At 72.9% G+C, this 20,113-nt stretch carries 18 protein-coding genes; 15 read left to right on the top strand and 3 right to left on the bottom strand.

Features of this window, described 5'->3' with window-relative positions:
• Positions 1-2: 2 nt before the first annotated feature.
• The 5 genes from ACE3UN_RS05575 (at position 3) to ACE3UN_RS05555 (ending at position 5,372) form a co-directional block, all read left to right on the top strand.
• The gene (locus ACE3UN_RS05575) at positions 3-3,254 is read left to right on the top strand and encodes an efflux RND transporter permease subunit (RefSeq protein ID WP_374673935.1); all 3,252 of its coding nucleotides are present in this window, start codon (positions 3-5) and stop codon (positions 3,252-3,254) included.
• A 15-nt stretch (positions 3,255-3,269) separates the two neighbouring features.
• Positions 3,270-3,485 carry a DUF2892 domain-containing protein gene (locus tag ACE3UN_RS05570; protein WP_374673934.1) on the top strand — a complete coding sequence of 72 codons (216 nt, stop codon included), beginning with the start codon at positions 3,270-3,272 and terminating at the stop codon, positions 3,483-3,485.
• A 77-nt stretch (positions 3,486-3,562) separates the two neighbouring features.
• A complete protein-coding gene (locus ACE3UN_RS05565) occupies positions 3,563-3,853 on the top strand; it encodes a metal-sensing transcriptional repressor (RefSeq protein ID WP_374673933.1) in 291 nt (96 codons plus the stop codon).
• Between the two features lie 38 nt (positions 3,854-3,891).
• Complete coding sequence (locus tag ACE3UN_RS05560) at positions 3,892-4,341, top strand: OsmC family protein (protein ID WP_374673932.1); 450 nt, start codon at positions 3,892-3,894, stop codon at positions 4,339-4,341.
• On the top strand, positions 4,338-5,372 hold the full coding sequence (locus tag ACE3UN_RS05555; protein ID WP_374673931.1) for an SLAC1 anion channel family protein: 1,035 nt from the start codon (positions 4,338-4,340) through the stop codon (positions 5,370-5,372). Before ACE3UN_RS05560 ends, ACE3UN_RS05555 begins: the two co-directional genes overlap by 4 nt.
• 34 nt (positions 5,373-5,406) lie before the next feature.
• Here ACE3UN_RS05555 and ACE3UN_RS05550 read toward each other — a convergent pair whose 3' ends face one another.
• Positions 5,407-7,767, bottom strand: a complete 2,361-nt coding sequence (locus ACE3UN_RS05550) for a putative bifunctional diguanylate cyclase/phosphodiesterase (protein WP_374673930.1) — start codon at positions 7,765-7,767, stop codon at positions 5,407-5,409.
• Positions 7,764-8,402, bottom strand: a complete 639-nt coding sequence (locus ACE3UN_RS05545) for a methylamine utilization protein (protein WP_374673929.1) — start codon at positions 8,400-8,402, stop codon at positions 7,764-7,766. Before ACE3UN_RS05545 ends, ACE3UN_RS05550 begins: the two co-directional genes overlap by 4 nt.
• 121 nt (positions 8,403-8,523) lie before the next feature.
• On the opposite strand from ACE3UN_RS05545, the gene ACE3UN_RS05540 reads away from it, so the two are divergent.
• From ACE3UN_RS05540 to ACE3UN_RS05530, 3 genes are all read left to right on the top strand, one after another.
• On the top strand, positions 8,524-8,928 hold the full coding sequence (locus ACE3UN_RS05540; protein WP_374673928.1) for a thioredoxin family protein: 405 nt from the start codon (positions 8,524-8,526) through the stop codon (positions 8,926-8,928).
• Positions 8,929-9,005: 77 nt separating this feature from the next.
• Positions 9,006-9,449, top strand: a complete 444-nt coding sequence (locus ACE3UN_RS05535; RefSeq protein WP_374673927.1) for a YXWGXW repeat-containing protein — start codon at positions 9,006-9,008, stop codon at positions 9,447-9,449.
• 133 nt (positions 9,450-9,582) lie between these two features.
• Positions 9,583-11,226 carry a GMC family oxidoreductase gene (locus tag ACE3UN_RS05530; protein ID WP_374673926.1) on the top strand — a complete coding sequence of 548 codons (1,644 nt, stop codon included), beginning with the start codon at positions 9,583-9,585 and terminating at the stop codon, positions 11,224-11,226.
• A gap of 33 nt (positions 11,227-11,259) precedes the next feature.
• Here ACE3UN_RS05530 and ACE3UN_RS05525 read toward each other — a convergent pair whose 3' ends face one another.
• On the bottom strand, positions 11,260-12,081 hold the full coding sequence (locus tag ACE3UN_RS05525; protein WP_374673925.1) for a hydroxypyruvate isomerase family protein: 822 nt from the start codon (positions 12,079-12,081) through the stop codon (positions 11,260-11,262).
• A 133-nt stretch (positions 12,082-12,214) separates the two neighbouring features.
• On the opposite strand from ACE3UN_RS05525, the gene ACE3UN_RS05520 reads away from it, so the two are divergent.
• The 7 genes from ACE3UN_RS05520 (at position 12,215) to ACE3UN_RS05490 (ending at position 19,907) form a co-directional block, all read left to right on the top strand.
• Positions 12,215-12,448: a hypothetical protein gene (locus tag ACE3UN_RS05520; RefSeq protein WP_374673924.1), complete on the top strand. Its 234-nt coding sequence runs from the start codon at positions 12,215-12,217 to the stop codon at positions 12,446-12,448.
• A gap of 28 nt (positions 12,449-12,476) precedes the next feature.
• Positions 12,477-13,118, top strand: coding sequence for an RBBP9/YdeN family alpha/beta hydrolase (locus ACE3UN_RS05515; protein WP_374673923.1), 642 nt, complete (start codon positions 12,477-12,479; stop codon positions 13,116-13,118).
• A 129-nt stretch (positions 13,119-13,247) separates the two neighbouring features.
• Complete coding sequence (locus tag ACE3UN_RS05510) at positions 13,248-14,255, top strand: sulfate ABC transporter substrate-binding protein (RefSeq protein ID WP_374673922.1); 1,008 nt, start codon at positions 13,248-13,250, stop codon at positions 14,253-14,255.
• A gap of 96 nt (positions 14,256-14,351) precedes the next feature.
• Entirely contained in the window at positions 14,352-16,961 is a 2,610-nt protein-coding gene (locus ACE3UN_RS05505; protein WP_374673921.1) for an FG-GAP-like repeat-containing protein, read from the top strand.
• A gap of 172 nt (positions 16,962-17,133) precedes the next feature.
• Entirely contained in the window at positions 17,134-17,967 is an 834-nt protein-coding gene (cysT, locus tag ACE3UN_RS05500; protein ID WP_374673920.1) for a sulfate ABC transporter permease subunit CysT, read from the top strand.
• Positions 17,968-17,971: 4 nt separating this feature from the next.
• On the top strand, positions 17,972-18,862 hold the full coding sequence (gene cysW / locus ACE3UN_RS05495) for a sulfate ABC transporter permease subunit CysW (RefSeq protein ID WP_374673919.1): 891 nt from the start codon (positions 17,972-17,974) through the stop codon (positions 18,860-18,862).
• Between the two features lie 19 nt (positions 18,863-18,881).
• The gene (locus ACE3UN_RS05490) at positions 18,882-19,907 is read left to right on the top strand and encodes a sulfate/molybdate ABC transporter ATP-binding protein (RefSeq protein WP_374673918.1); all 1,026 of its coding nucleotides are present in this window, start codon (positions 18,882-18,884) and stop codon (positions 19,905-19,907) included.
• Positions 19,908-20,113: the final 206 nt, after the last annotated feature.

Genomic DNA, 20,113 nt, shown 5'->3' with positions numbered 1-20,113 from the left:
ACATGGGCACCCCCCTGTCCACCGATGCCCGCGGGCCGGCGCTGGGCGTCTCCGGCCGGCTCGCGCGCACCTTCCAGGCGCATGCGCTGACGCCGCTGCTGGCACTCGTGCTGCTGCTGCTGGGCCTGTTCGCCGTGCTGGTCACGCCGCGCGAGGAAGAGCCGCAGATCAACGTGACCATGGCCAACGTGCTGATCCCCTTCCCCGGGGCCACCAGCGCGGACGTGCAGCAGATGGTGGCGCGCCCGGCCGAGCAGGTGCTGGGGCAGATCGCCGGCATCGAGCACACCTTCACGGTGTCGCGCCCCGGCCTGGCGGTGGTCACCGTGCAGTTCGAGGTGGGGGTGCCCCGCACCGAGGCGCTGGTGCGCCTGTACGACGTGCTCAACGCCCACCAGGACTGGCTGCCGGCCGGCCTGGGGACGCTGCCCCCCATCGTGCAGCCCACCGGCATCGACGACGTGCCGGTGCTGGCCGTGACCCTGTGGTCGCGTGACGGGCGGCCCGCCGCCGAGCTGCAGCCGGTGGCCGCCACCCTGGAGGCCGAGCTCAAGCGCGTGCCCGGCGCGCGCGAGCTGCGCTCCATCGGGGCGCCGCCGCGCAGCGTGCAGGTGCTGCTCGATCCCACCCGCCTGCGCGAACGCGGCGTCGACGTGCTGCGCCTGAAGGCCACGCTGGCCGCGGCGAACGTGGGCCTGCCCGCGGGCCGCGTGGCCCGGCCGGAGGGCGGCCAGACGCTGGCCGTGGAGACGGGCGAGTTCCTGCGCTCGGTGGACGACGTGGGCGACCTGGTGGTGGGCGTGCACGCCGGCCGCCCGGTGTACCTGCGCGAGGTGGCCACGCTGCAAGCCGGCAGTGCGCAACCCAGCCAGTACGTGTGGTTCACCCCGGGCGCCGCCTCCGCCGCGAGCGCGCCGCAGGGGCCGGGCAGTGCCCAGCCGGCCATCACGCTGCAGCTGACCAAGAAGCCCGGCACCAACGCGGTGGACGTGGCGCAGGCCGCGCGCGAGCGCCTGGCCGCGCTGCATGGCAGCGTGATCCCGGAAGGGGTGGAGGCCACGGTCACGCGCGACTACGGCCAGACCGCCGCCGAGAAGGCGAACAAGCTCATCCAGAAGCTCGCCTTCGCCACCGGCTCGGTGATCCTGCTGGTCGGCCTGGCGCTGGGCCGGCGTGAGGCGGTGATCGTTGGCGCCGCGGTGATCCTGACCCTCACCGCCACGCTGTTCGCGTCCTGGGCCTGGGGCTTCACGCTCAACCGCGTGTCGCTGTTCGCGCTCATCTTCTCCATCGGCATCCTGGTGGACGACGCCATCGTGGTGGTGGAGAACATCCACCGCCACCAGCAGCTCGAGCCGCACAAGGGGCTGGCGGAGATCATCCCGGCCGCCGTGGACGAGGTGGGAGGCCCCACCATCCTGGCCACGCTCACGGTGATCGCCGCGCTGTTGCCCATGGCCTTCGTCAGCGGGCTGATGGGGCCGTACATGAGCCCCATTCCGATCAACTCCAGCCTGGGCATGGCGCTGTCACTCGCGATCGCGTTCACGGTGACGCCCTGGCTCGCGCTCAGGCTGATGAAGCCGCACGCGGCCGGCAGCGGCCACGCGGCCCCGCCCACGGGCTTTGCGGCCCGCCTGCCCGGCGTGTTCACCCGCCTGCTCGGCCCGCTGCTGGCCAGCGCCCGCAAGCGCTGGCTGCTGCTGGCCGGCATCGTGGCCGCACTTCTGCTGTCGGTGGGCCTGGGCGTGGTGCAGGCCGTGGTGCTGAAGATGCTGCCCTTCGACAACAAGTCGGAGTTCCAGCTGGTGGTGGACATGCCCGCCGGCACGCCGCTGGAGGACACCGCGGCCACCCTGCAGGCGCTCGGCGCCCACCTGGCCGCCCAGCCCGAGGTGGTGCACCTGCAGGGCTACGCCGGCACCGCCAGCCCCATCACCTTCAACGGCCTGGTGCGCCAGTACAACCACCGCCGTGATCCCGAGCAGGGCGATCTGCAGGTCAGCCTGGTCGACAAGGCGCAGCGCGCCGAGCAGAGCCACGCCATCGCGCTGCGCCTGCTGCCGGCCCTGGAGAAGATCGCCGCGGCACACGGCGCCCGCATCAAGCTGGTCGAGGTGCCACCGGGCCCGCCCGTGATGAGCCCGCTGGTGGCCGAGGTGTACGGCCCCGACGAGGCGGGCCGCCAGCAGGTGGCCGCGCGGCTGGAGCGCGCCTTTACGGCGACGCCTGGCATCGTGGCCATCGACACCTCGCTGAAAGCCGACGCGCCGCGCGCCTTCCTGCGCGTGAACCGGCCGCGCGCCGACGCCCTGGGCATCCCGGTGGCCACCATCGCGCAGACCGTGCAGGGCGCGCTGTCGGGCGCCGACGCCGCCTGGCTGCACGACGGCCACAGCAAGTACCCGGTGCCGCTGCGCCTGCAGCTGCCGCGCGAGGCACAGGTGGGGCTGGACGGGCTGCTGGCGCTGCCGCTGCGCGCCGCCAGCGGCCAGCTGGTGCCGCTGTCCGAGCTGGTGCGGGTGGAGCACGGCGTGATCGACAAGCCGCTCTACACCAAGGACCTCCTGGGCGTGTCCTACGTGTGGGGCGACGTCGCCGGCGGCACCGACTCGCCGCTGTACGGCCTGTTCGACATCCGCACCCGCCTGGGCGACGCTGCGCTGCCCGGCACGGGCGAGCTGCAGGAACACTGGGTCCGCCAGCCGGCCGACCCGTACCGCGCCTACGCCATCAAGTGGGACGGCGAGTGGCAGGTGACCTACGAGACCTTCCGCGACATGGGCGCGGCCTACGCGGTGGGCCTGCTGCTGATCTACCTGCTGGTGGTGGCGCAGTTCCGCAGCTACCTGACCCCGCTGATCATCATGGCGCCGATCCCGCTCACGGTGATCGGCGTGATGCCCGGGCACGCGCTGCTGGGCGCGCAGTTCACAGCCACGTCCATGATCGGCATGATCGCCCTGGCCGGCATCATCGTGCGCAACTCCATCCTGCTGGTGGATTTCATCGAGCTGCAGGCCGCGCAGGGCATGGCCTTCGCACAGGCGGTGGTGAACGCCGCCGCCGTGCGCGCCCAGCCCATCGCGCTGACGGCCGTGGCCGCCATGACCGGCGGCTTCTTCATCCTCGACGACCCCATCTTCAACGGCCTGGCGGTGTCGCTGATCTTCGGCATCGGCGTGTCCACCCTGCTCACGCTGGTCGTCATTCCCGTCCTGTACTTCGCGGTGGTCCAGCGCCGCCATGCCTGACCCAAGGAGCCTTCCATGACCGTCGAACGCCTGATCCACGTCTTTGCCGGCAGCTTCATCCTGCTGTCGCTTGCCCTCGGCATCGAGGCCAGCCCGCTGTACGTCAGCCCCTGGTGGCTGGCCTTCACCGCCTTCGTGGGCGCCAACCTGCTGCAGTACGGCGTCACCAACGTGTGCCCGCTGGGCTGGATCCTCGGCAAGCTGGGCGTGCCCAGCGCCTGCCCCCGCTGACCGCACGGCCTCGGCGGCGCACGACAATGGCCGCCATCCCCCAATCCAAGGCCTCGCCTGCGACGGAGTTCTGCCCCATGGCCATGCTGACCGACGACAAGACCCGGACCGACCTGCTCAACCGCCTCAAACGGGCGGAGGGCCAGCTGCGCGGCGTGCAACGCATGATCGAGGAAGGCGAGCCCTGCCTGGACATCGCCAGCCAGATGGCCGCCGTGCGCAAGGCGCTGGACAGCACCTACGTGCGCATGACCGTGTGCTTCATGCAGCAGGAGCTGGGCGCCCGCCTCACCACCAACGAGAAGGGCCAGAAGCAGCTGGCCGAGGTGCTGCAGGACGTGCAGACCCTGCTGGGCAAGGTGCGCTGAGCCGGCCCTTTTCCCTTCCCCCTCCCCACTTGGACCCCATGGCCGCTTCCGCCCTGCAGACCGTGCGCCTGACGCAACGGCACGACTACCAGTTCGACGTGCACTTCGGCGACGGCCTGCCGCCGCTGGCGGTGGACGAGCCGGCCCCGCTGGGCCAGGGCCAGGGTCCCACGCCGGTGCAGCTGCTCGCGGCCGCGGTGGGCAACTGCCTGGCCGATTCGCTGCTGTTCGCGCTGCGCAAGTTCAGGCAGGCGCCCGAGCCGATCACCGCCGAGGTGCGTGCCGAGGTGGGCCGCAACGCCGAGGGCCGGCTGCGTGTGCTGCGCCTGCAGGCCGACCTGCACCTGGGCGTGCCGGCCGCCTCGCTGGCCCACCTGGACCGGGTGCTGGGCAGCTTCGAGGCCTACTGCACCGTGACGCAGTCGGTGGCCGGCGCGGTGCCCGTGAGCCTGCGCGTGATCGACGCCACCGGCGCGGTGCTGGCATGACCACCGCGCCCCCTTCCGCCGCGCTGGCGCCTTCGCCCCGGCTGGCCCGGCTCCGGTACCTGTACCCCGGCTGGTACGCCATCGTGATGGGCCTGGGCGGCCTGGCGCTGGCCTGGCACCGCGCGGTGCCGCTCATGGGCGCGATGGCCGATGGCGTGGCGCTGGTGGTCGGCACCCTCGCCGCCGCCATCTTCGTGGCGCTGGCGGGGGCCACGCTGCTGCGCTGGCGCCTGCACCCCGCCGCCTGGGCCGAGGACCGCCGCCACCCCGTGCGCCATACCTTCGTGGCCACCCTGCCCATCGCCACCATGCTGCTGGGCACGCTGGCGGTCACGCTGTTCGGGCCGTCCGTCGCCGCGCAGGCGCTGTGGTGGGCCGGCGCGGTCTCGCAGCTGGTCGTCACGGCCTGGGTGCTGCAGCGCTGGTGGCGCCCCGGCAGCGGCCACCTCCCCTGGGCCGCCGTGACGCCCGCGCTGCTCATCCCCATCGTGGGCAACGTGCTGGCGCCGCTGGGTGGCGTGCCGCTGGGACATGCCGACTGGGCCGCGGCGCAGTTCGGCGTGGGCCTGGTGTTCTGGCCGGTGGTGCTGGTGCTGCTGGTGGTGCGCATCGCCACGCAGGGCATGCCGCCGGAGCGGCTGCTGCCCACCTTCTTCGTGCTGGTGGCGCCGCCCACGGTGGTGGGCATGTCGGCGCTGCAGCTGGGCGCACCGCCGGTGGTGGGCTGGATGTGCTGGGGCGCGGCCGCCTTCACGCTGGTGTCGGTGGCCAGCACCGCCCGCCGGCTGCGCGAGCTGCCCTTTTCCATGCCGCACTGGGGCATGAGCTTCCCGCTGGCGGCCTTTGCCGCGCTCACGCTGCGCCTGGCGTCGCCGGGCAGCGTGCTCGCTGTCGCCGGCCCGGCCTTGCTGGCGCTGGCCTCGCTGGTCATCCTGGGCCTGCTGGCCGGCACCTGGCGCGGCCTGCGCGACGGCAGCCTGCTGGCGCCAGAGCCGGTGGCGCCGATCGCGGTGGCGACGCCGGCCGCCTGAACACGGCCCCGGGCCCGGCCCGCCGGCCCGCCGCTCAGCCGGGCAGGCCGTGGGCCACCGGGCCGCGCGCCGGCGCGGGCAGGTCCGCCGCCTCCATCCATGCCGCCAGCTCGTCGGCCGGCATGGGCCGGGCGATGTGCCAGCCCTGCGCCTCGTCGCAACCCAGCAGCCGCAGCTGCTGCCAGATGGCCGCGTTCTCCACGCCCTCGGCCACCACGCTCAGCTCCAGGTTGTGCGCCACCTCGATGATGGAGCGCACGATCATGGCGTCCTTGGGTGCGCGCTCCATGGCGCGCACGAAGGACATGTCGATCTTCAGCTCGTCCACCGGCAGGTCGCGCAGGGTGGCGTACGAGCTGTAGCCGGTGCCGAAGTCGTCGATGGCGAGCTTGCAGCCCAGGCGCTTGAGCGCACCCAGCGTCTGCAGCGCCCGCGCCGGGTCGTTCATGATGGCGCTCTCGGTGATCTCCAGGCACAGCATGGACGGCGCCACGCCATGGGCCTGCAGCCGGCGCTCGATCTGCTCGACCAGGTCGGCCTTCATGAGGTCGTGCACCGACAGGTTCACGGACAGCCGGGGCAGCCGGCCGCCCTGCTGCCAGCCGGCCAGCAGCCGCGCCGCCTCGCCCACCACCCACAGGCTGAGCTCGTGGATGAAGCCGGTCTCCTCGGCGAAGGGGATGAACTGCAGCGGCGGCACCAGGCCTCGCTCGGGATGCTGCCAGCGCACCAGCGCCTCGGCGCCCGCCAGCGAGCCGTCGATCAGGTGGCGCTTGGGCTGCACGTACAGGCGCAGCTCGGACTGCTGCAGGGCCCGGCGCATCTCGCCCAGCAGGGTGAGGGTGGTGGCGCTGCCGCGGTCGAAGGCCGCGTCGTACACCAGGCGGCCGGCGCGCCGGCGCTTGGCGGCGTACATGGCCACCTCGGCCCGGCTGAGCAGCGCCTCGGCGCTGTCCGCGTGCTCCGGTGCGCAGGCGATGCCGATGCCGCCGGTGACGTCCACCACGTTGTCGCCCAGCCGCACCGGCTGCTCCAGCGCCTGCGCCACGGCGGTGGCCACGCGCTCCGCCTGCGACCGCCCGGCGCCGGGCAGCAGCAGCGCGAACTCGTCGCCCGACAGGCGCGCCACCATGCCGCCGGCGGCCGAGCCCAGCGCCGGCAGGCTGGCCAGCCGGTCCGCCACCTCCACCAGCAGCTGGTTGCCGACGGCGTAGCCCAGCAGGTCGTTCACCTGTCCCAGCCGGTCCAGGTCGATCATCAGCACGGCCACGGGGCCGTGGCGCAGCGCCTGCGCGGCCTGGCGCGACAGCTGCACGCGGTTGGGCAGGCCGGTCAGGTCGTCCTGGTACAGGCGCCGGCGCGTCTGCTCGCGCATGCCGTCGAAGGCGGCGGCCAGCTCACTCAGCTCGTCCCTGCGCGGGCCGTCGGGGCGCACCGGTGCGTCGAAGTCGCCCTGGCCCAGCCGGCGGGTGGCGTCCACCAGCGACTGCAGCGGCCGGGTGATGCGCCGGGCGGTCAGCACGCTGCCGGCGGCGAACACCGCCACGCCGGCCACGGTGATGACCCCGAGCAGCGCCTGCAGCCAGCGGTACGGCGCCACCGCCTCGTCCACCGAGCGCGCCAGCACCGCGCGCAAGGGCGCCTCGGGGTGCGCCACCAGGTCGAGCACGCGGCCTTCCACCGTCTCGTCGCCCGCCGTGAATTCCACCGTGCCAGGCTGGCCCAGGCCGGCCAGCACCGGGGCCTCCAGCGCCGCCGGCCAGGTGGACAGCACCACCCGCGCGGCCGCCCCGGGCGGCTGGCTCCACAGGGCCAGGTGCACGCCGGACAAGGCATGCAGGTCGGCGCCCAGCCGGGCATCGAGCGGCACGCCCATCACCACCCAGCCCACCGGCTGCGGCGCCCGCAGGGGCACGGCCACCAGCTGCTGCGGCCGGCCGGCCAGCACATGCAGACCGCCCATGGCGGCGCCGGCCGGGGCGGTGGTCCAGCGCGCCAGTGCCTCGTGCAGCGGCGCCAGCGCCGAGCCACCCTGGGCACCCGCCGCCACCAGGCGCAGGTCCAGGTCGTACAGGGCCGTCACGCCCGCGCCGATGCGCGCGCCGTGGTTGTCCAGCACCGAGCCGATGGTGGCCGCGTCGCCGCTGAGCACCGCCTCGCGGAAGCCGTAGTCGGCAGCCAGCAGGCGCGCCGCCTGGTCCAGCGTCTGCGCGTTCTGCTGCAGCAGGCGGCCCAGCAGGCGCTCGCCGGCCGCCAGCTGCTCGTCGAGCTGGTGGCGGGCGTTCGACGTGATGCCGTGCCGGATGACCAGGAAGCTGCTCAGCTGCACCAGCAGCAGCAGGCCCAGGAACAGCGCCACGATGCGCGCGGCCAGGCGGCTGCGGCGGGGCGTCATCGGGCGGCCACGCCCAGCGGGACGCTGAGTTCCAGGGGCCCGGCGCCCACCGTGACCGCCTGCTCGGGCAGCGCTGCGCCGGGCGCCAGCGCCGGGTGCCAGGCGCGCAGCGTGTAGCGGCCGGGGGGCACCGCGTCCAGCGTCACCGTGCCGGCGGCGTCCGTGCGGCCGTGCCAGGGCGTGTCGGCCACCACCACCCAGCCCACCATCTGGTCGTGGATGTTGCAGCCCAGCACCACGATGCCCGGGCGGTCGAACACCACGGGGTGCTCCGGCCGGCCGGCGTACAGCTTGAGCTCGAAGCGCTTGGCCGGCGAGAACGAGTAGACGTGGTGGCGCACGGTGTCCATGTTCGGGAAGTGCACGGCCGTGCCCACCGGCACCACGGTGAGCTCCGGCACGAAACGCCGGCCCTGCTGGACGATCTCCACCGCCGTGGCGGGCTTCACCGCGGCCCGGGCGTCGCCCGCGGGCTCCAGCAGCACGGCAGCCTGCGGCAGCGGCTGGCCGGTGGCGCCCAGCACGCGCACCTGCACCGTGCCGGCCACCGCCGGCGCGGCCAGGCCCCACAGGGCGGCCAGGACGAGCGCCTGGCGCGCCAGCGGGGTGGGGACGGGAATGGGCGGTGGGGACACGAAGGCAGGCTCGCGCAGGGGTTCCCTGGGTCTTCGGCCGCGCCGGGCGCGGCTTGAGCCTGCGGTCGGCAGGCGACATGCCGGCACGTGACGGCGTGCCGAACTGGCACACTGCCACCGCATGGATGACGCGAATCCCCCCGCCGGCGGCTGGCTGGTGGCCTGCCTGTGCGCCGCCTGGTGCCGCACCTGCGACGGCTACCGCGACACCCTGGCCGCCGCCGCCGCCCGCCAGCCCGGCTGGCGCTTCGCCTGGGTGGACATCGAGGACCACGCCGATGCGCTGGACGACCCCGACGGGGCGGCCGACGACATCGAGAGCTTCCCCACGCTGCTGCTGGTGCACGACGGGCAGGCTCACTTCTTCGGCACGGTATTGCCCCATGCCGGCGTGCTGGACCGGCTGCTGGCCCAGGCCGCCAGCGGCGCCCTGCCGCGCCTGGCCGACCCCGCGGCGGTGCGGCTGGCCGGCGCGGTGCAGCGCCTGTGGGAGGCGGCCCCGCCCGGCCTGCGGCTGGGGCGCTGACGTCGGCGCGCCGGGCGTGCAGTGGGCGCGCCGCTTGCCGAGGCGCGGCCGTGTTCCACCGCCCCCTCGGAGGCCCCATGTCCATTTCCCCGACCGACCGCCGCGCCGGCCGCGGCCCCTCCGCCCCCCTGGTGCTGGCCACACTGGCCCTGGCGCTGGGCCTGTCCGCCTGCGTGGTGCGCGAGACGCACCACGTGCCCGTGGTTAGCTCACCGCCGCCCGAGATGGCCGAGCCCGACCAGCCGCCCGGGCCGATGCCGGCGCCGATCATCGAGACCCGCCCCACCCCGCCGGACAGCACCAGCGGCTGGAACTGGGTGCCCGGGCACTGGAACTGGACCGGCTCGCGCTGGCGCTGGAAGAAGGGCCACTGGGTGCGCGACCCGGTCGCCGCCATGCCGCCGTCGGTCAACGAGACGCCGGGGCCGTCGCCGGGACCCGCCTATGTGTGGGTGTCGGGCCACTGGACCTGGCGCGACGCGCGCTGGGTGTGGGTGCCGGGCAGCTGGGTGCCGCGTTGACGGTGCTGGCGCCCTGGAGGCGCCTCTCTAGAGTTCGCAGGTGCTGCCCCCAATGGACGGGGGTAGCCTTGGCCGCATCCAATCCACGCCGCAGCGGGGTGCGCCGCACCCGGCGTCGTGAGGGATGCGGCCCATGGAATTCGACTATCTGGTGATCGGCGCCGGCTCGGCCGGCAGCGTGCTGGCCAGCCGGCTCAGCGAGGACCCGCAGTGCCGCGTGGGCCTGGTGGAAGCCGGCCCCGCCGACCGCAGCGTGCTCATCCACTGCCCGGCCGGCCTGGCGCTGCTGGCCAAGAACGGCCAGGCCAACTGGGGCTTCGAGACCGTGCCGCAGCCCGGCCTGGGCGGACGCCGCGGCTACCAGCCGCGCGGCAAGGTGCTCGGCGGCTCCAGCTCGGTCAACGCCATGATCTACGTGCGCGGCCAGCGCGAGGACTACGACGCCTGGGCCGCCGAGGGCAACCCCGGCTGGGGCTTCGACGACCTGCTGCCCTACTTCCTGCGCGCCGAGGACAACGCCCGCGGCGCCAGCGCCTGGCATGGCACGGGCGGCCCGCTGCACGTGATGGACCTGTGCGACCCCAACCCGCACAGCGCGGCCTTCGTGGAGGCCGGTCGCCAGGCGGGCTTCCCCGTGAACGCCGACTTCAACGGCGCCACGCAGGAGGGCGTGGGCATGTACCAGGTGACCCACCGGCGCGGCGAACGCTGCAGCGCGGCCAAGGCCTACCTGGCGCCCGCGGTGTCCCGGCCCAACCTCACCGTCATCACCGGCGCCCAGGCGCTGCGCGTGGTGCTGGACGGCCGGCGCGCGGTGGGCGTGGAGGTGCAGCGCGGCGGCCGGCGCGAGCTGCTGCGCGCCCGCGCCGAGGTGCTGCTGAGCGCAGGCGCCCTGCAGTCGCCGCAGCTGCTGATGCTCTCGGGCATCGGCCCAGCCGACGAGCTGCAGCGCCACGGCATCGCCATCGCCCATGCCCTGCCCGGCGTCGGCCGCAACCTGCACGACCACGTGGACGTGGTGCAGGTGGTGGATGCGCCGCGCATCACCGACCTGTTCGGCCTGTCGCTGCCTGGCGCCTGGGCGGTGTGGCGCGGCATCGGCCGCTGGCGCCGCGAACGCCGCGGCCTGCTGACCACCAACTTCGCCGAGGCCGGCGGCTTCCTGCGCACCGACCCGGGTGAAGCCACGCCCGACATCCAGCTGCACTTCGTGATCGGCAAGCTGGTGGACCACGGCCGCAAGACGGTGTTCGGCCACGGCTACTCCTGCCATGTGTGCCTGCTGCGCCCACGCAGCCGCGGCACGCTCACGCTGGCCAGCGCCGACCCGCTGGCCGCGCCGCGCATCGACCCCAACTTCCTGGGCGACGACGAGGACACCGCGCGCCTGGTCCGCGGCTTCAAGCTGATGCGCCGCATCCTGCAGCAGCCGGCGCTGGCGGCGCTGGGCGGCCGCGAGCTGGCCACCTCGGCCGGCGCGCAGACCGATGCCCAGATCGAGGCCTTCGTCCGCAGCCATGCCGACACCATCTACCACCCCGTGGGCACCTGCCGCATGGGCGCCGACGACCAGGCGGTGGTGGACGCCCGCCTGCGCGTGCGCGGCCTGGAGGGCCTGCGCGTGGTGGACGCCTCGGTGATGCCGCGCGTGGTCAGCGGCAACACCAACGCGCCGGTGATCGCCATGGCCGAGAAGGCGGTGGACCTGATCCGCGCCGACGCGCGGGCCGCGGCGCCCGCCCTGCAACAGCTGCAACCGGAACCGGCGGCGGCCTGACCGGTGAATCGGCTGATCGGCTGATCGGCCGACTCAGTCGCGCCAGGGGCGCAGCCAGCCGAGGCCGGCCGAGGTGCCGCCCGGCGCCGCCCCGGCGCGCGGCACGTACTCGGCGCCCACCCAGCCGCTCCAGCCCGGTGCCGCGCCCGCGGCGGCCAGCGCGTCCAGCCGGGCAAAGACCGCCGGCCAGTCCACCGGGCCACCGGTGGGCTCGTGCCGCCCCGGCACCCCCGCCACCTGGAGGTGGCCCACCCGCCCGCTGGGCAGCCAGGTGGTCAGCGCGGCCAGCACGTCGCCCTCGGTGCGGGCCACGTGGTACAGGTCCATCTGCACCCGCAGGTTCGGTGCACCCACCGCCTGCACCAGCGCGTGCGCCTGGGCCTGCGTGGCCAGCAGGTAGCCGGGCACGTCCTGCGCATTCAGCGGCTCGATGAGCAGCTCGCAGCCAGCCGCTCGCGCCTGCGCGGCGGCCCAGTCCAGCTGGGCCAGGTAGGTGGCCTCGGCGCGGTCGCGCCCCATGCCGGCCGGCACGACCCCAGCCAGCAGGTGCACGCGCGGGCAGCCCAGCGCCTGGGCATAGGCCAGGGCGCGCTCCACGCCCGCACGGCACTCGGCCTCGCGGCCCGGCAGCGCCGCCAGCCCGCGCTCGCCGCCGGCCCAGTCGCCGGCCGGCGCATTCAGCAGCACCATGGACACGCCCTCGTCGAGCAGGCGCGCGGCCAACGTGCCGGCCGGCACCGCGTACGGAAACTGGCATTCGACGGCCCGGAAGCCGTCCGCGGCGGCGGCGGCGATGCGGTCCGCAAAGGGCCACTCGGGATACAGCAGGCTGACGTTGGCGGCAAAGCGCGGCATGGGCGCATTCTCGGCGCGCACGGGTGGCCCTGCGGTCCTGGCGCCACGGCGGCCCTCGGTTATGCGCCTCGCAGATAAGCAGCGCCGGATCGATTCGTTCCCCCGCGGGGCACCGGCGCGCAGCATGCATGCCATGGACCCGCTGACCCCCCCTGTCGTGACCCTGCCGTGCACCGGACCGGCGCTGCAGCACGCGCTGCAGCAGCGCGACGCCCGTGCCCTGGCCACCCTGACCGCCTTCCTGCGCGTGGCCGGCTACCGCTTCGACCCCGGCCAGCTGGTGGCCGCGCTGCTGCGGCACGGCCACGCCTGCGTGTGCGATGCGTTCGGCCACGCCGTCTCCGTCCATCCCCGAGCGACCCCCTGAGTCACCTCGACAGCCTGTGAGGACCCCCATGGCCATCGCCCCCACCTGGTTCCCGGCACGCCCCGGCACCCACCCCGACGACGACACCCACGCGCGCGACGTGCGCCTGCTGGTGGTGCCGGGCCTGCACGGCAGCGGCAGCGACCACTGGCAGACCTGGCTGGAACACCGCCTGCCCGGCGCCGTGCGAATCGAGCTCGGCGACTGGGGCCATGCGGACCTGGCGCGCTGGGCCGGGGCCATCGACGACGCACTGCGCCGGCACCGGGCCGCCGGCTGGGTGGTGGCGGCCCACAGCTTCGGCTGCCTGGCGCTGGCCCACTACGCGGCCCGCGGCGGGCGCGGTGTGCAGGGCGCGCTGATGGCGGCCCCGGCCAACCCCGACCGCTTCGCGCTCGACGAGGCCCAGCTGAACCGGGCACTGCCCTTCGCGTCCACGCTCGTGGCCAGCGCCAACGACCCCTGGATGTCGCTGGCCGACGCGCGCTACTTCGCCGGCCGCTGGGGCAGCCAGTTCGTCGACGCGGGCGAGGCCGGCCACATCAACCCCGCCACCGGCTTCGGCCCCTGGCCGCAGGGCCAGGCCTGGGTGGAGCACCACCTGCAACGCGTGCGCCAGCTGCGGCCGCGCCCCGAGCGCGCGCCCGCGCCGCTGCGCTACGCGTTCTGAGCGCGCACCCGGGGCCGCGGACCGCGCGCCCCTGTGCGCCCTTCGCATAAGCAGCGGCGTTTTCATTCGTTCCGTGTGGGACGGTGGCTTCCTAGCATCCGCCCGGTCTGCCACCCACCGGAACACCCCATGCCGTCCCGCTTCGCATCCGCCGGCCTCGCCGCCGCCCTGCTGGCCCTGAGCACCTTGGCCGCGCAGGCCAAGGACATCACGCTGCTCAACGTGTCGTACGACCCGACACGCGAGCTCTACCAGGACTTCAACAAGGCCTTCGCCGCCCACTGGAAGGCCAAGACGGGCGACACCCTCACGGTGAAGCAGTCGCACGGCGGCTCGGGCAAGCAGGCCCGCTCGGTCATCGACGGCCTGGAGGCCGACGTGGTGACGCTGGCCCTGGCCTACGACATCGACGAGCTGGGCGCCAAGGCCAAGCTGATCCCCGCCGAGTGGCAGAAGCGCCTGCCGCACAACAGCAGCCCCTACACCTCCACCATCGTGTTCCTGGTGCGCAAGGGCAACCCCAAGGGCATCAAGGACTGGCCCGACCTGGTGAAACCCGGCGTGCAGGTGATCACGCCCAACCCCAAGACCAGCGGGGGCGCGCGCTGGAACTACCTCGCCGCCTGGGGCTATGCGCTCAAGGCACCGGGCGGCAGCGAGGCCAAGGCGCGCGAGTTCGTCACCGCGCTGTTCAAGAACGTGCCGGTGCTGGACTCCGGCGCGCGCGGCTCCACCACCACCTTCGTCGAGCGTGGCATCGGCGACGTGTTCATCAGCTGGGAGAACGAGGCCTTCCTCGCGGTGAAGGAGCTGGGCCCGGACAAGTTCGAGATCGTGGTGCCCTCGGTGAGCATCCTGGCGGAGCCGCCGGTGACCGTGGTGGACAAGGTGGTGGACAAGCGCGGCACGCGCGAGGTGGCCACGGCCTACCTGCAGTACCTGTACAGCCCCGAGGGCCAGAAGATCGCGGGCGACAACTACTACCGCCCCACCGACCCCAAGGTGGCGGCGCAGTTCGACAAGCTGTTCCCCAAGATCAGGCTGTTCTCCGTGGACGAGCTGGGCGGCTGGACCCAGGCCCAGCGGCTGCACTTCAACGACGGAGGCGTGTTCGACGCCATCTACACCAAGAAGTGAGTGCTGGGTTCCCCTAACGCCGATTCCGGGGGGTCCGGGCGGCCGTCCCTAGAATCCCCCGGCCGCACCGTGCGGTGGATGCGAGGGAGACAAGAAATGCGCCTAGGGCAACTCCAGGGCACGCCGCCCACCGGCGGCCGTGCTTCGGCGGCGACGACGCGGCCAAGAGTGTTCCATCGGCGGTCCGCGGCTTGCCTGCTGGCGGCGCTGCTCTGCGCCTGTGGCGGCGGCGGTGGCGGTGGTGGCAGCGACCCCGAGCCGCCCGCGGGCGCCGACTACTTCCCGCTGTCGGTGGGCAACCGCTGGCTGTACGGCAATGGCAGCGACGACGTGATGCTGACGGTCAGCGTGACAGGAACGACCAGCGTCGATGGCCTGGCCGGCTACACCCTGCAAAGCCGTGACAGCAGCGGCCAGACATGGTCATCGGTCTACGCCAAGTCGACGACGGAGTTGTGGCAGTACCCGACCAGCGACGACGACGAACTGACGCGGGCGATCGGTCGCATCCCTCTGCTGCGGTTGGCCCCATCCGCCGGCGAGACGTTCACGCAGATGGACGAGTCCTTCGATGACCGGTTCGATTTCGACGGCGACGGACGCAACGACCGCTACAGCATCCGCTCCCAGGTCACGGTGATCGGCCACGAGACCGTCGACACCCCCGCGGGCACGTTCCCCCAGTCCCTGCACCAGCGCACGGCCACCACCGAGACGGTGGTCTACAGCTCGACCGGCGCCACCGACACCGTGCAGGTCGACATGGACGATTGGTATGCGCCGGGCGTCGGCTTGGCGCGCACCCGCGGCACGGTCCTCATCCGAGGCATCACCTACCTCTACCACCAGGAACTGCGCGGCTACCGTGCCGGCGCGCTCGCCAGCGAGACGGTGGCACCCACCATCGTGGGCATGACGCCGGAACCCGGCACGACGGTGGGCGCCCACGAGGCCATGGTCAGAGTCACCTTCAGCGAGGCCATGGACGCTGCATCGCTGGCGGCGGGCGGCCTGACCGTCACCGATGCTGGTGGACGCGCCGTCGCCGGGCAGGCCTCAACCTCCGATTCCTTGGCCATCTTTGTGCCTGAGTCGCCCTGGTCCAGCGGCACCTACACCGTCCAGGTGACCCCTACCGCCACCGACCTGGTCGGCAACCCTGTCGCTGCGACACAGTCGTGGCAGGTCACGATCGACGCCGAACGTCCCATGCTGGTGAGCTCGACACCCGCTGACGGCAGCGTCGGCGTGTCGCCCGACGCGCCCATCGTGCTGCGGTTCAGCGAGCCGCTGGACCCGGCCTCGGTGACGCCCTCGTCCGTCTACCTCACCGACGGGAGCCAGTCCGTCTCGGCCAACCTCGAAACGAACGGCGCCACTGTCACCTTGACGCCCGTGCCGTCCCTGCAGAGAGGGCGTCACTACTGGCTCCATGTCAACAGTGTGGCCGACACGATCGGCAACCGCATCCCGGAATGGATCACCATCGAGTTCGACACGGACCAGGGCGGCTTCGCCTACCCGGTCGTCCTCGCCCCGGAGCAGCTTGCGGAGGCCGTGGCGATCGGCGACGTCAACAGCGACGGCATCAACGACCTGGTGATGACCAGTCAGATCCAGCGCCCGGGCCGTGTCGACTCGGCGTTGTTCATGCTGGCAGGCCGCGCGGACGGCACACTCGCCGAACCCGTGCAGGTCGGGCCCGCGCCCATCGTCGCAGGCTATGCCACCGCGGTAGCCATCGGGGATGTCAACGGAGACGGGCGTGCCGACGTGGTCGTGGGCGGCGACTTCGGCGGCGTCCAGGTGCTGCTGCAGTCGCCCACGGGCGGCCTCCTGGCCGGCGCGAGCTTCAACCATGGCGGTTTCGGCCGCCTGCGCATCGCCGACATCGACGCCGATGGACGCTCGGACGTGGTCGGCGTGGGCGCGGGGTTCGATACCTTCAGCATCCTGCGCCAGGGCACAGACGGGCAACTGGCGCTGGCAGCAGGTGTGCCGATGGGCTTCAGCGGCGTGTGGGACCTGGAGGTGGCCGATGTCAACGGCGACGGCCGCGTGGATCTGCTGGCCGCAATCAGCGACCTGATCGTCGTCACGCAGAATGCCGACGGCAGCTTCGCCAGCCCGGTGCAGCTGCCTGCCGACCCGCTGTGGGGCGCGCGCAGCGTGGCGGTGGGTGATCTCAACGGCGACGGCCGCACGGACGTGGCGGTCGCGACCGGCGGCAATTCGCCGACATCGATCGGCGTCTACTACCAGGACGCAGCTGGCGCGCTCGGCGCCATGCAAGCGGTGGCGAGCTACGACATCCCCGCCGCCATCCGCGCCGCCGACATCGACGGCGATGGCAGGACCGACCTTGTCGTGGCCCACCAGGGCTGGGATGCGGTGGGCGTGTACCTGCAGTCGGCCGGCGGCACGCTGGCCGCCGAGCGGCTGTTCCGCGGCTGGTACGGCAACTGGAACCCCAATTCGCTGGCCGTGGGCGACCTCACCCGGGATGGCAGAGTCGACATCGTGGTCGAGAACAGCCTGCTGATCCAGCAGCAGGGTCTGGGCGGGGCACAGTCCCTGGCCGGGGCCCGCGCCACGGCCCGGCCGCACGGTGCGGCACCGGGCCCGGCACCGCGCAGCGACAAGGCGCGCCCCTTCATCGGCCGCAAGCACGCGCCGCTGCTCACGCCCGCCCCACGCGCGCGCTAGGTCCGGGCCGAGGGGTGGTCGGGGGGCCGGGCCGGCGGCCCCCCCCAAAGACGCCCCGATCCGCATAAGCAGCCTCGGTTTGCTTCGTTCACCGCGGAATCGACGCTGCCTAGCATCGCTGCACGTTGATTGACATGCGGCTGGCGCCCCACGGGCCGGCGCACCCGGCACCGTGATCCTCTCTCGCACCCTCCTCAAGCGCCACAGCGTGCTGCCCGGCTTCGACCTGGCACTCGGCTTTGCACTGACCTACCTGTGTCTGGTGGTGCTGCTGCCGCTGTCGGCCGTCTTCCTCAAGACCTTCACGCTCACCTGGGCCGCCTTCTGGGACACCGTCACCGCGCCGCGCGTGATGGCCTCCTACCGCCTCACCTTCGGCGCGTCCTTCGCCGCCGCGCTCATCAACGCCGTCTTCGGCCTGCTGGTGGCCTGGGTGCTGGTGCGCTACGAGTTCCCGTTCAAGCGCGTGGTCGACGCGCTGGTGGACCTGCCCTTCGCCCTGCCCACCGCGGTGGCCGGCATCGCGCTGACGGCGCTGTACGCCGCCAACGGCTGGATCGGCCAGTGGCTGCCCTTCAAGGTGGCCTTCACGCCCGTGGGCGTGTTCGTCGCGCTCACCTTCATCGGCCTGCCCTTCGTGGTGCGCACGGTGCAGCCCGTGCTGGAGGACCTGCAGAAGGAGCTGGAAGAAGCCGCCGCCACGCTGGGCGCCACGCGCCTGCAGACCTTCCGCCTGGTGATCTTCCCGGCGCTCATGCCGGCGCTGCTGACGGGCTTCGCGCTGGCCTTCGCCCGCGCCCTGGGTGAGTACGGCTCGGTGATCTTCATCGCCGGCAACATGCCCATGGTCAGCGAGATCACGCCGCTGCTGATCATCACCAAGCTGGAGCAGTACGACTACGCCGGCGCCACCGCCATCGCGGTGGTGATGCTGGTCATCGCCTTCACGCTGCTGCTGGCCATCAACCTCATTCAAGCCTGGGCACGCCAGCGGCAGGGAAAGTAACGCCATGAATACGCTGACCCTTCCCCTGCCCGCCGCGGCGTCCGCCCGGTCCGCCCTGGCCGCCACCCACGAGGCGCGTTGGGTGCGCTGGACGCTCATCGGCGTGGCGCTCGCCTTCCTCACGCTGTTCCTGTTCGTGCCGCTGGCGGCCGTGTTCGTCGAGGCGCTGAAGAAGGGCTGGGACGTCTACCTGGCCGCCATCGTGGAGCCCGACGCCGTGTCGGCCATCCAGCTCACGCTGCTGGCCGCGGCCATCTCGGTGCCGCTGAACCTGGTGTTCGGCATCGCCGCAGCCTGGGCCATCGCCAAGTTCGACTTCCGCGGCAAGAACCTGCTGCTCACGCTGATCGACCTGCCCTTCTCGGTGAGCCCGGTCATCGCCGGCCTGATCTACATGCTGGTGTTCGGCCTGCAGGGCTGGTTCGGCGAATGGCTGGGCGACCACGACCTGAAGATCGTGTTCGCCGTGCCCGGCATCGTGCTGGCCACCGTGTTCGTCACCTTCCCCTTCATCGCCCGGGAGCTCATCCCGCTGATGCAGGCGCAGGGGCAGGAGCAGGAGGAAGCCGCGCGCGTGCTGGGCGCCTCGGGCTGGCAGATCTTCTGGCGCGTGACGCTGCCCAACGTGAAGTGGGCGCTGCTGTACGGCGTGATCCTCTGCAATGCCCGCGCCATGGGCGAGTTCGGCGCCGTCTCGGTGGTGTCCGGGCACATCCGCGGCATGACCAACACCATGCCGCTGCACATCGAGATTCTCTACAACGAGTACCAGTTCGCCGCCGCGTTCGCCGTGGCCTCGCTGCTGGCCGGCCTGGCGCTCGTCACCCTCGTCCTCAAGTACGCGGTGGAACAGCGTGTGAAGCGCGAGAAGGCCACCGCCTCCGCGGCGCATTGACCCATCAAGGAGCCATTCCATGAGCATCGAAGTCCGCAACCTGGTCAAGCGCTTCGGCACGCTGGCGGTGTGCGACCACCTGAACCTCGACATCCCGTCCGGCGAACTGGTGGCCCTGCTGGGCCCCTCCGGGTCCGGCAAGACCACCCTGCTGCGCATGATCGCGGGGCTGGAGCAGCCCGATTCCGGCAGCGTGCTGTTCCACGGCGAGGACGCCACCAACGCCTCCGTGCGCGAGCGCCACGTGGGCTTCGTGTTCCAGCACTACGCGCTGTTCGGTCACATGACGATCTTCGAGAACGTGGCCTTCGGCCTGCGGGTGCGCCCCAAGGCCAGCCGGCCGTCCGACGCGCAGATCCGCGACAAGGTGATGTCGCTGCTCAGCCTGGTGCAGCTGGAGCCTCTGGCGGGCCGCTACCCGCACCAGCTCTCCGGCGGCCAGCGCCAGCGCGTGGCCCTGGCGCGCGCGCTGGCGGTGGAGCCCAAGGTGCTGCTGCTCGACGAGCCCTTCGGCGCGCTCGACGCCAAGGTGCGCAAGGAGCTGCGCCGCTGGCTGCGCCGCCTGCACGACGAGATGCACGTCACCAGCGTGTTCGTCACCCACGACCAGGAGGAGGCCATGGAAGTGGCCGACCGCATCGTGGTGATGAACGAGGGCCGCATCGAGCAGGTGGGCGCGCCGGACGAGGTGTACGACCACCCCGCCACCCCCTTCGTGCTGAAGTTCCTGGGCGACGTCAACCTCTTCCACGGCCGCACCGGCCTGGCCCCCGGCCACGACGAGGCCGTGAGCTACGTGCGCCCGCACGAGCTGGACATCGTCGGCGAGGCCGCCGACGGCACCTGGGCCGTGCGCCTGGCGCAGACGCTCACCGTGGGGCCCAACACCCGCCTGGAGTTCCAGCGCGAGGAAGACGGCTCCTACGTGGACGTGGAGGTCTCGCGCGAAACCTGGCTGCAGCTGCGCGACACCCTGCAGCTCGCCCCGGGCCGCAGCGCCTTCCTGCGCCCGCGCAAGGTGACGCGGTTCACGGCCACGGCGTGACGGCCTGCCACCGCCCGTCCTGCGCGTGTCGAAAGGCCCCGTCAAAGGACGCGCCGCTCCGGTGCCCGCGCCGGCGCCCGCCCCGGCTGGCGATGTGGGCAGCGCCGAGAAGCGCAGGCCGCGGGTTGGCGCGCGCAGCGCGCTTCGTGCACTGAGTCGCGGCGACTGCCTGAGCGCAGCGAACGCAGTGAGCGAAGCGAGTTGAT

It is taken from the genome of Ideonella sp. (genome assembly GCF_041918995.1).
Taxonomy (GTDB): Bacteria; Pseudomonadota; Gammaproteobacteria; order Burkholderiales; family Burkholderiaceae_C; genus Ideonella.
Note: the sequence above shows the minus strand (reverse complement) of the source record. Positions and strands in the feature narration are given on the sequence as shown.

Bases quoted from the DNA above. Each gene is read 5' to 3' on its own strand.
- ACE3UN_RS05575 (WP_374673935.1), top strand. From the start codon at position 3: ATGGGCACCCCCCTGTCCACCGATGCCCGCGGGCCGGCGCTGGGCGTC.
- ACE3UN_RS05570 (WP_374673934.1), top strand. From the start codon at position 3,270: ATGACCGTCGAACGCCTGATCCACGTCTTTGCCGGCAGCTTCATCCTG.
- ACE3UN_RS05565 (WP_374673933.1), top strand. From the start codon at position 3,563: ATGGCCATGCTGACCGACGACAAGACCCGGACCGACCTGCTCAACCGC.
- ACE3UN_RS05560 (WP_374673932.1), top strand. From the start codon at position 3,892: ATGGCCGCTTCCGCCCTGCAGACCGTGCGCCTGACGCAACGGCACGAC.
- ACE3UN_RS05555 (WP_374673931.1), top strand. From the start codon at position 4,338: ATGACCACCGCGCCCCCTTCCGCCGCGCTGGCGCCTTCGCCCCGGCTG.
- ACE3UN_RS05550 (WP_374673930.1), bottom strand. From the start codon at position 7,767: ATGACGCCCCGCCGCAGCCGCCTGGCCGCGCGCATCGTGGCGCTGTTC.
- ACE3UN_RS05540 (WP_374673928.1), top strand. From the start codon at position 8,524: ATGGATGACGCGAATCCCCCCGCCGGCGGCTGGCTGGTGGCCTGCCTG.
- ACE3UN_RS05535 (WP_374673927.1), top strand. From the start codon at position 9,006: ATGTCCATTTCCCCGACCGACCGCCGCGCCGGCCGCGGCCCCTCCGCC.
- ACE3UN_RS05530 (WP_374673926.1), top strand. From the start codon at position 9,583: ATGGAATTCGACTATCTGGTGATCGGCGCCGGCTCGGCCGGCAGCGTG.
- ACE3UN_RS05525 (WP_374673925.1), bottom strand. From the start codon at position 12,081: ATGCCGCGCTTTGCCGCCAACGTCAGCCTGCTGTATCCCGAGTGGCCC.
- ACE3UN_RS05520 (WP_374673924.1), top strand. From the start codon at position 12,215: ATGGACCCGCTGACCCCCCCTGTCGTGACCCTGCCGTGCACCGGACCG.
- ACE3UN_RS05515 (WP_374673923.1), top strand. From the start codon at position 12,477: ATGGCCATCGCCCCCACCTGGTTCCCGGCACGCCCCGGCACCCACCCC.
- ACE3UN_RS05510 (WP_374673922.1), top strand. From the start codon at position 13,248: ATGCCGTCCCGCTTCGCATCCGCCGGCCTCGCCGCCGCCCTGCTGGCC.
- ACE3UN_RS05505 (WP_374673921.1), top strand. From the start codon at position 14,352: ATGCGCCTAGGGCAACTCCAGGGCACGCCGCCCACCGGCGGCCGTGCT.
- cysW (WP_374673919.1), top strand. From the start codon at position 17,972: ATGAATACGCTGACCCTTCCCCTGCCCGCCGCGGCGTCCGCCCGGTCC.
- ACE3UN_RS05490 (WP_374673918.1), top strand. From the start codon at position 18,882: ATGAGCATCGAAGTCCGCAACCTGGTCAAGCGCTTCGGCACGCTGGCG.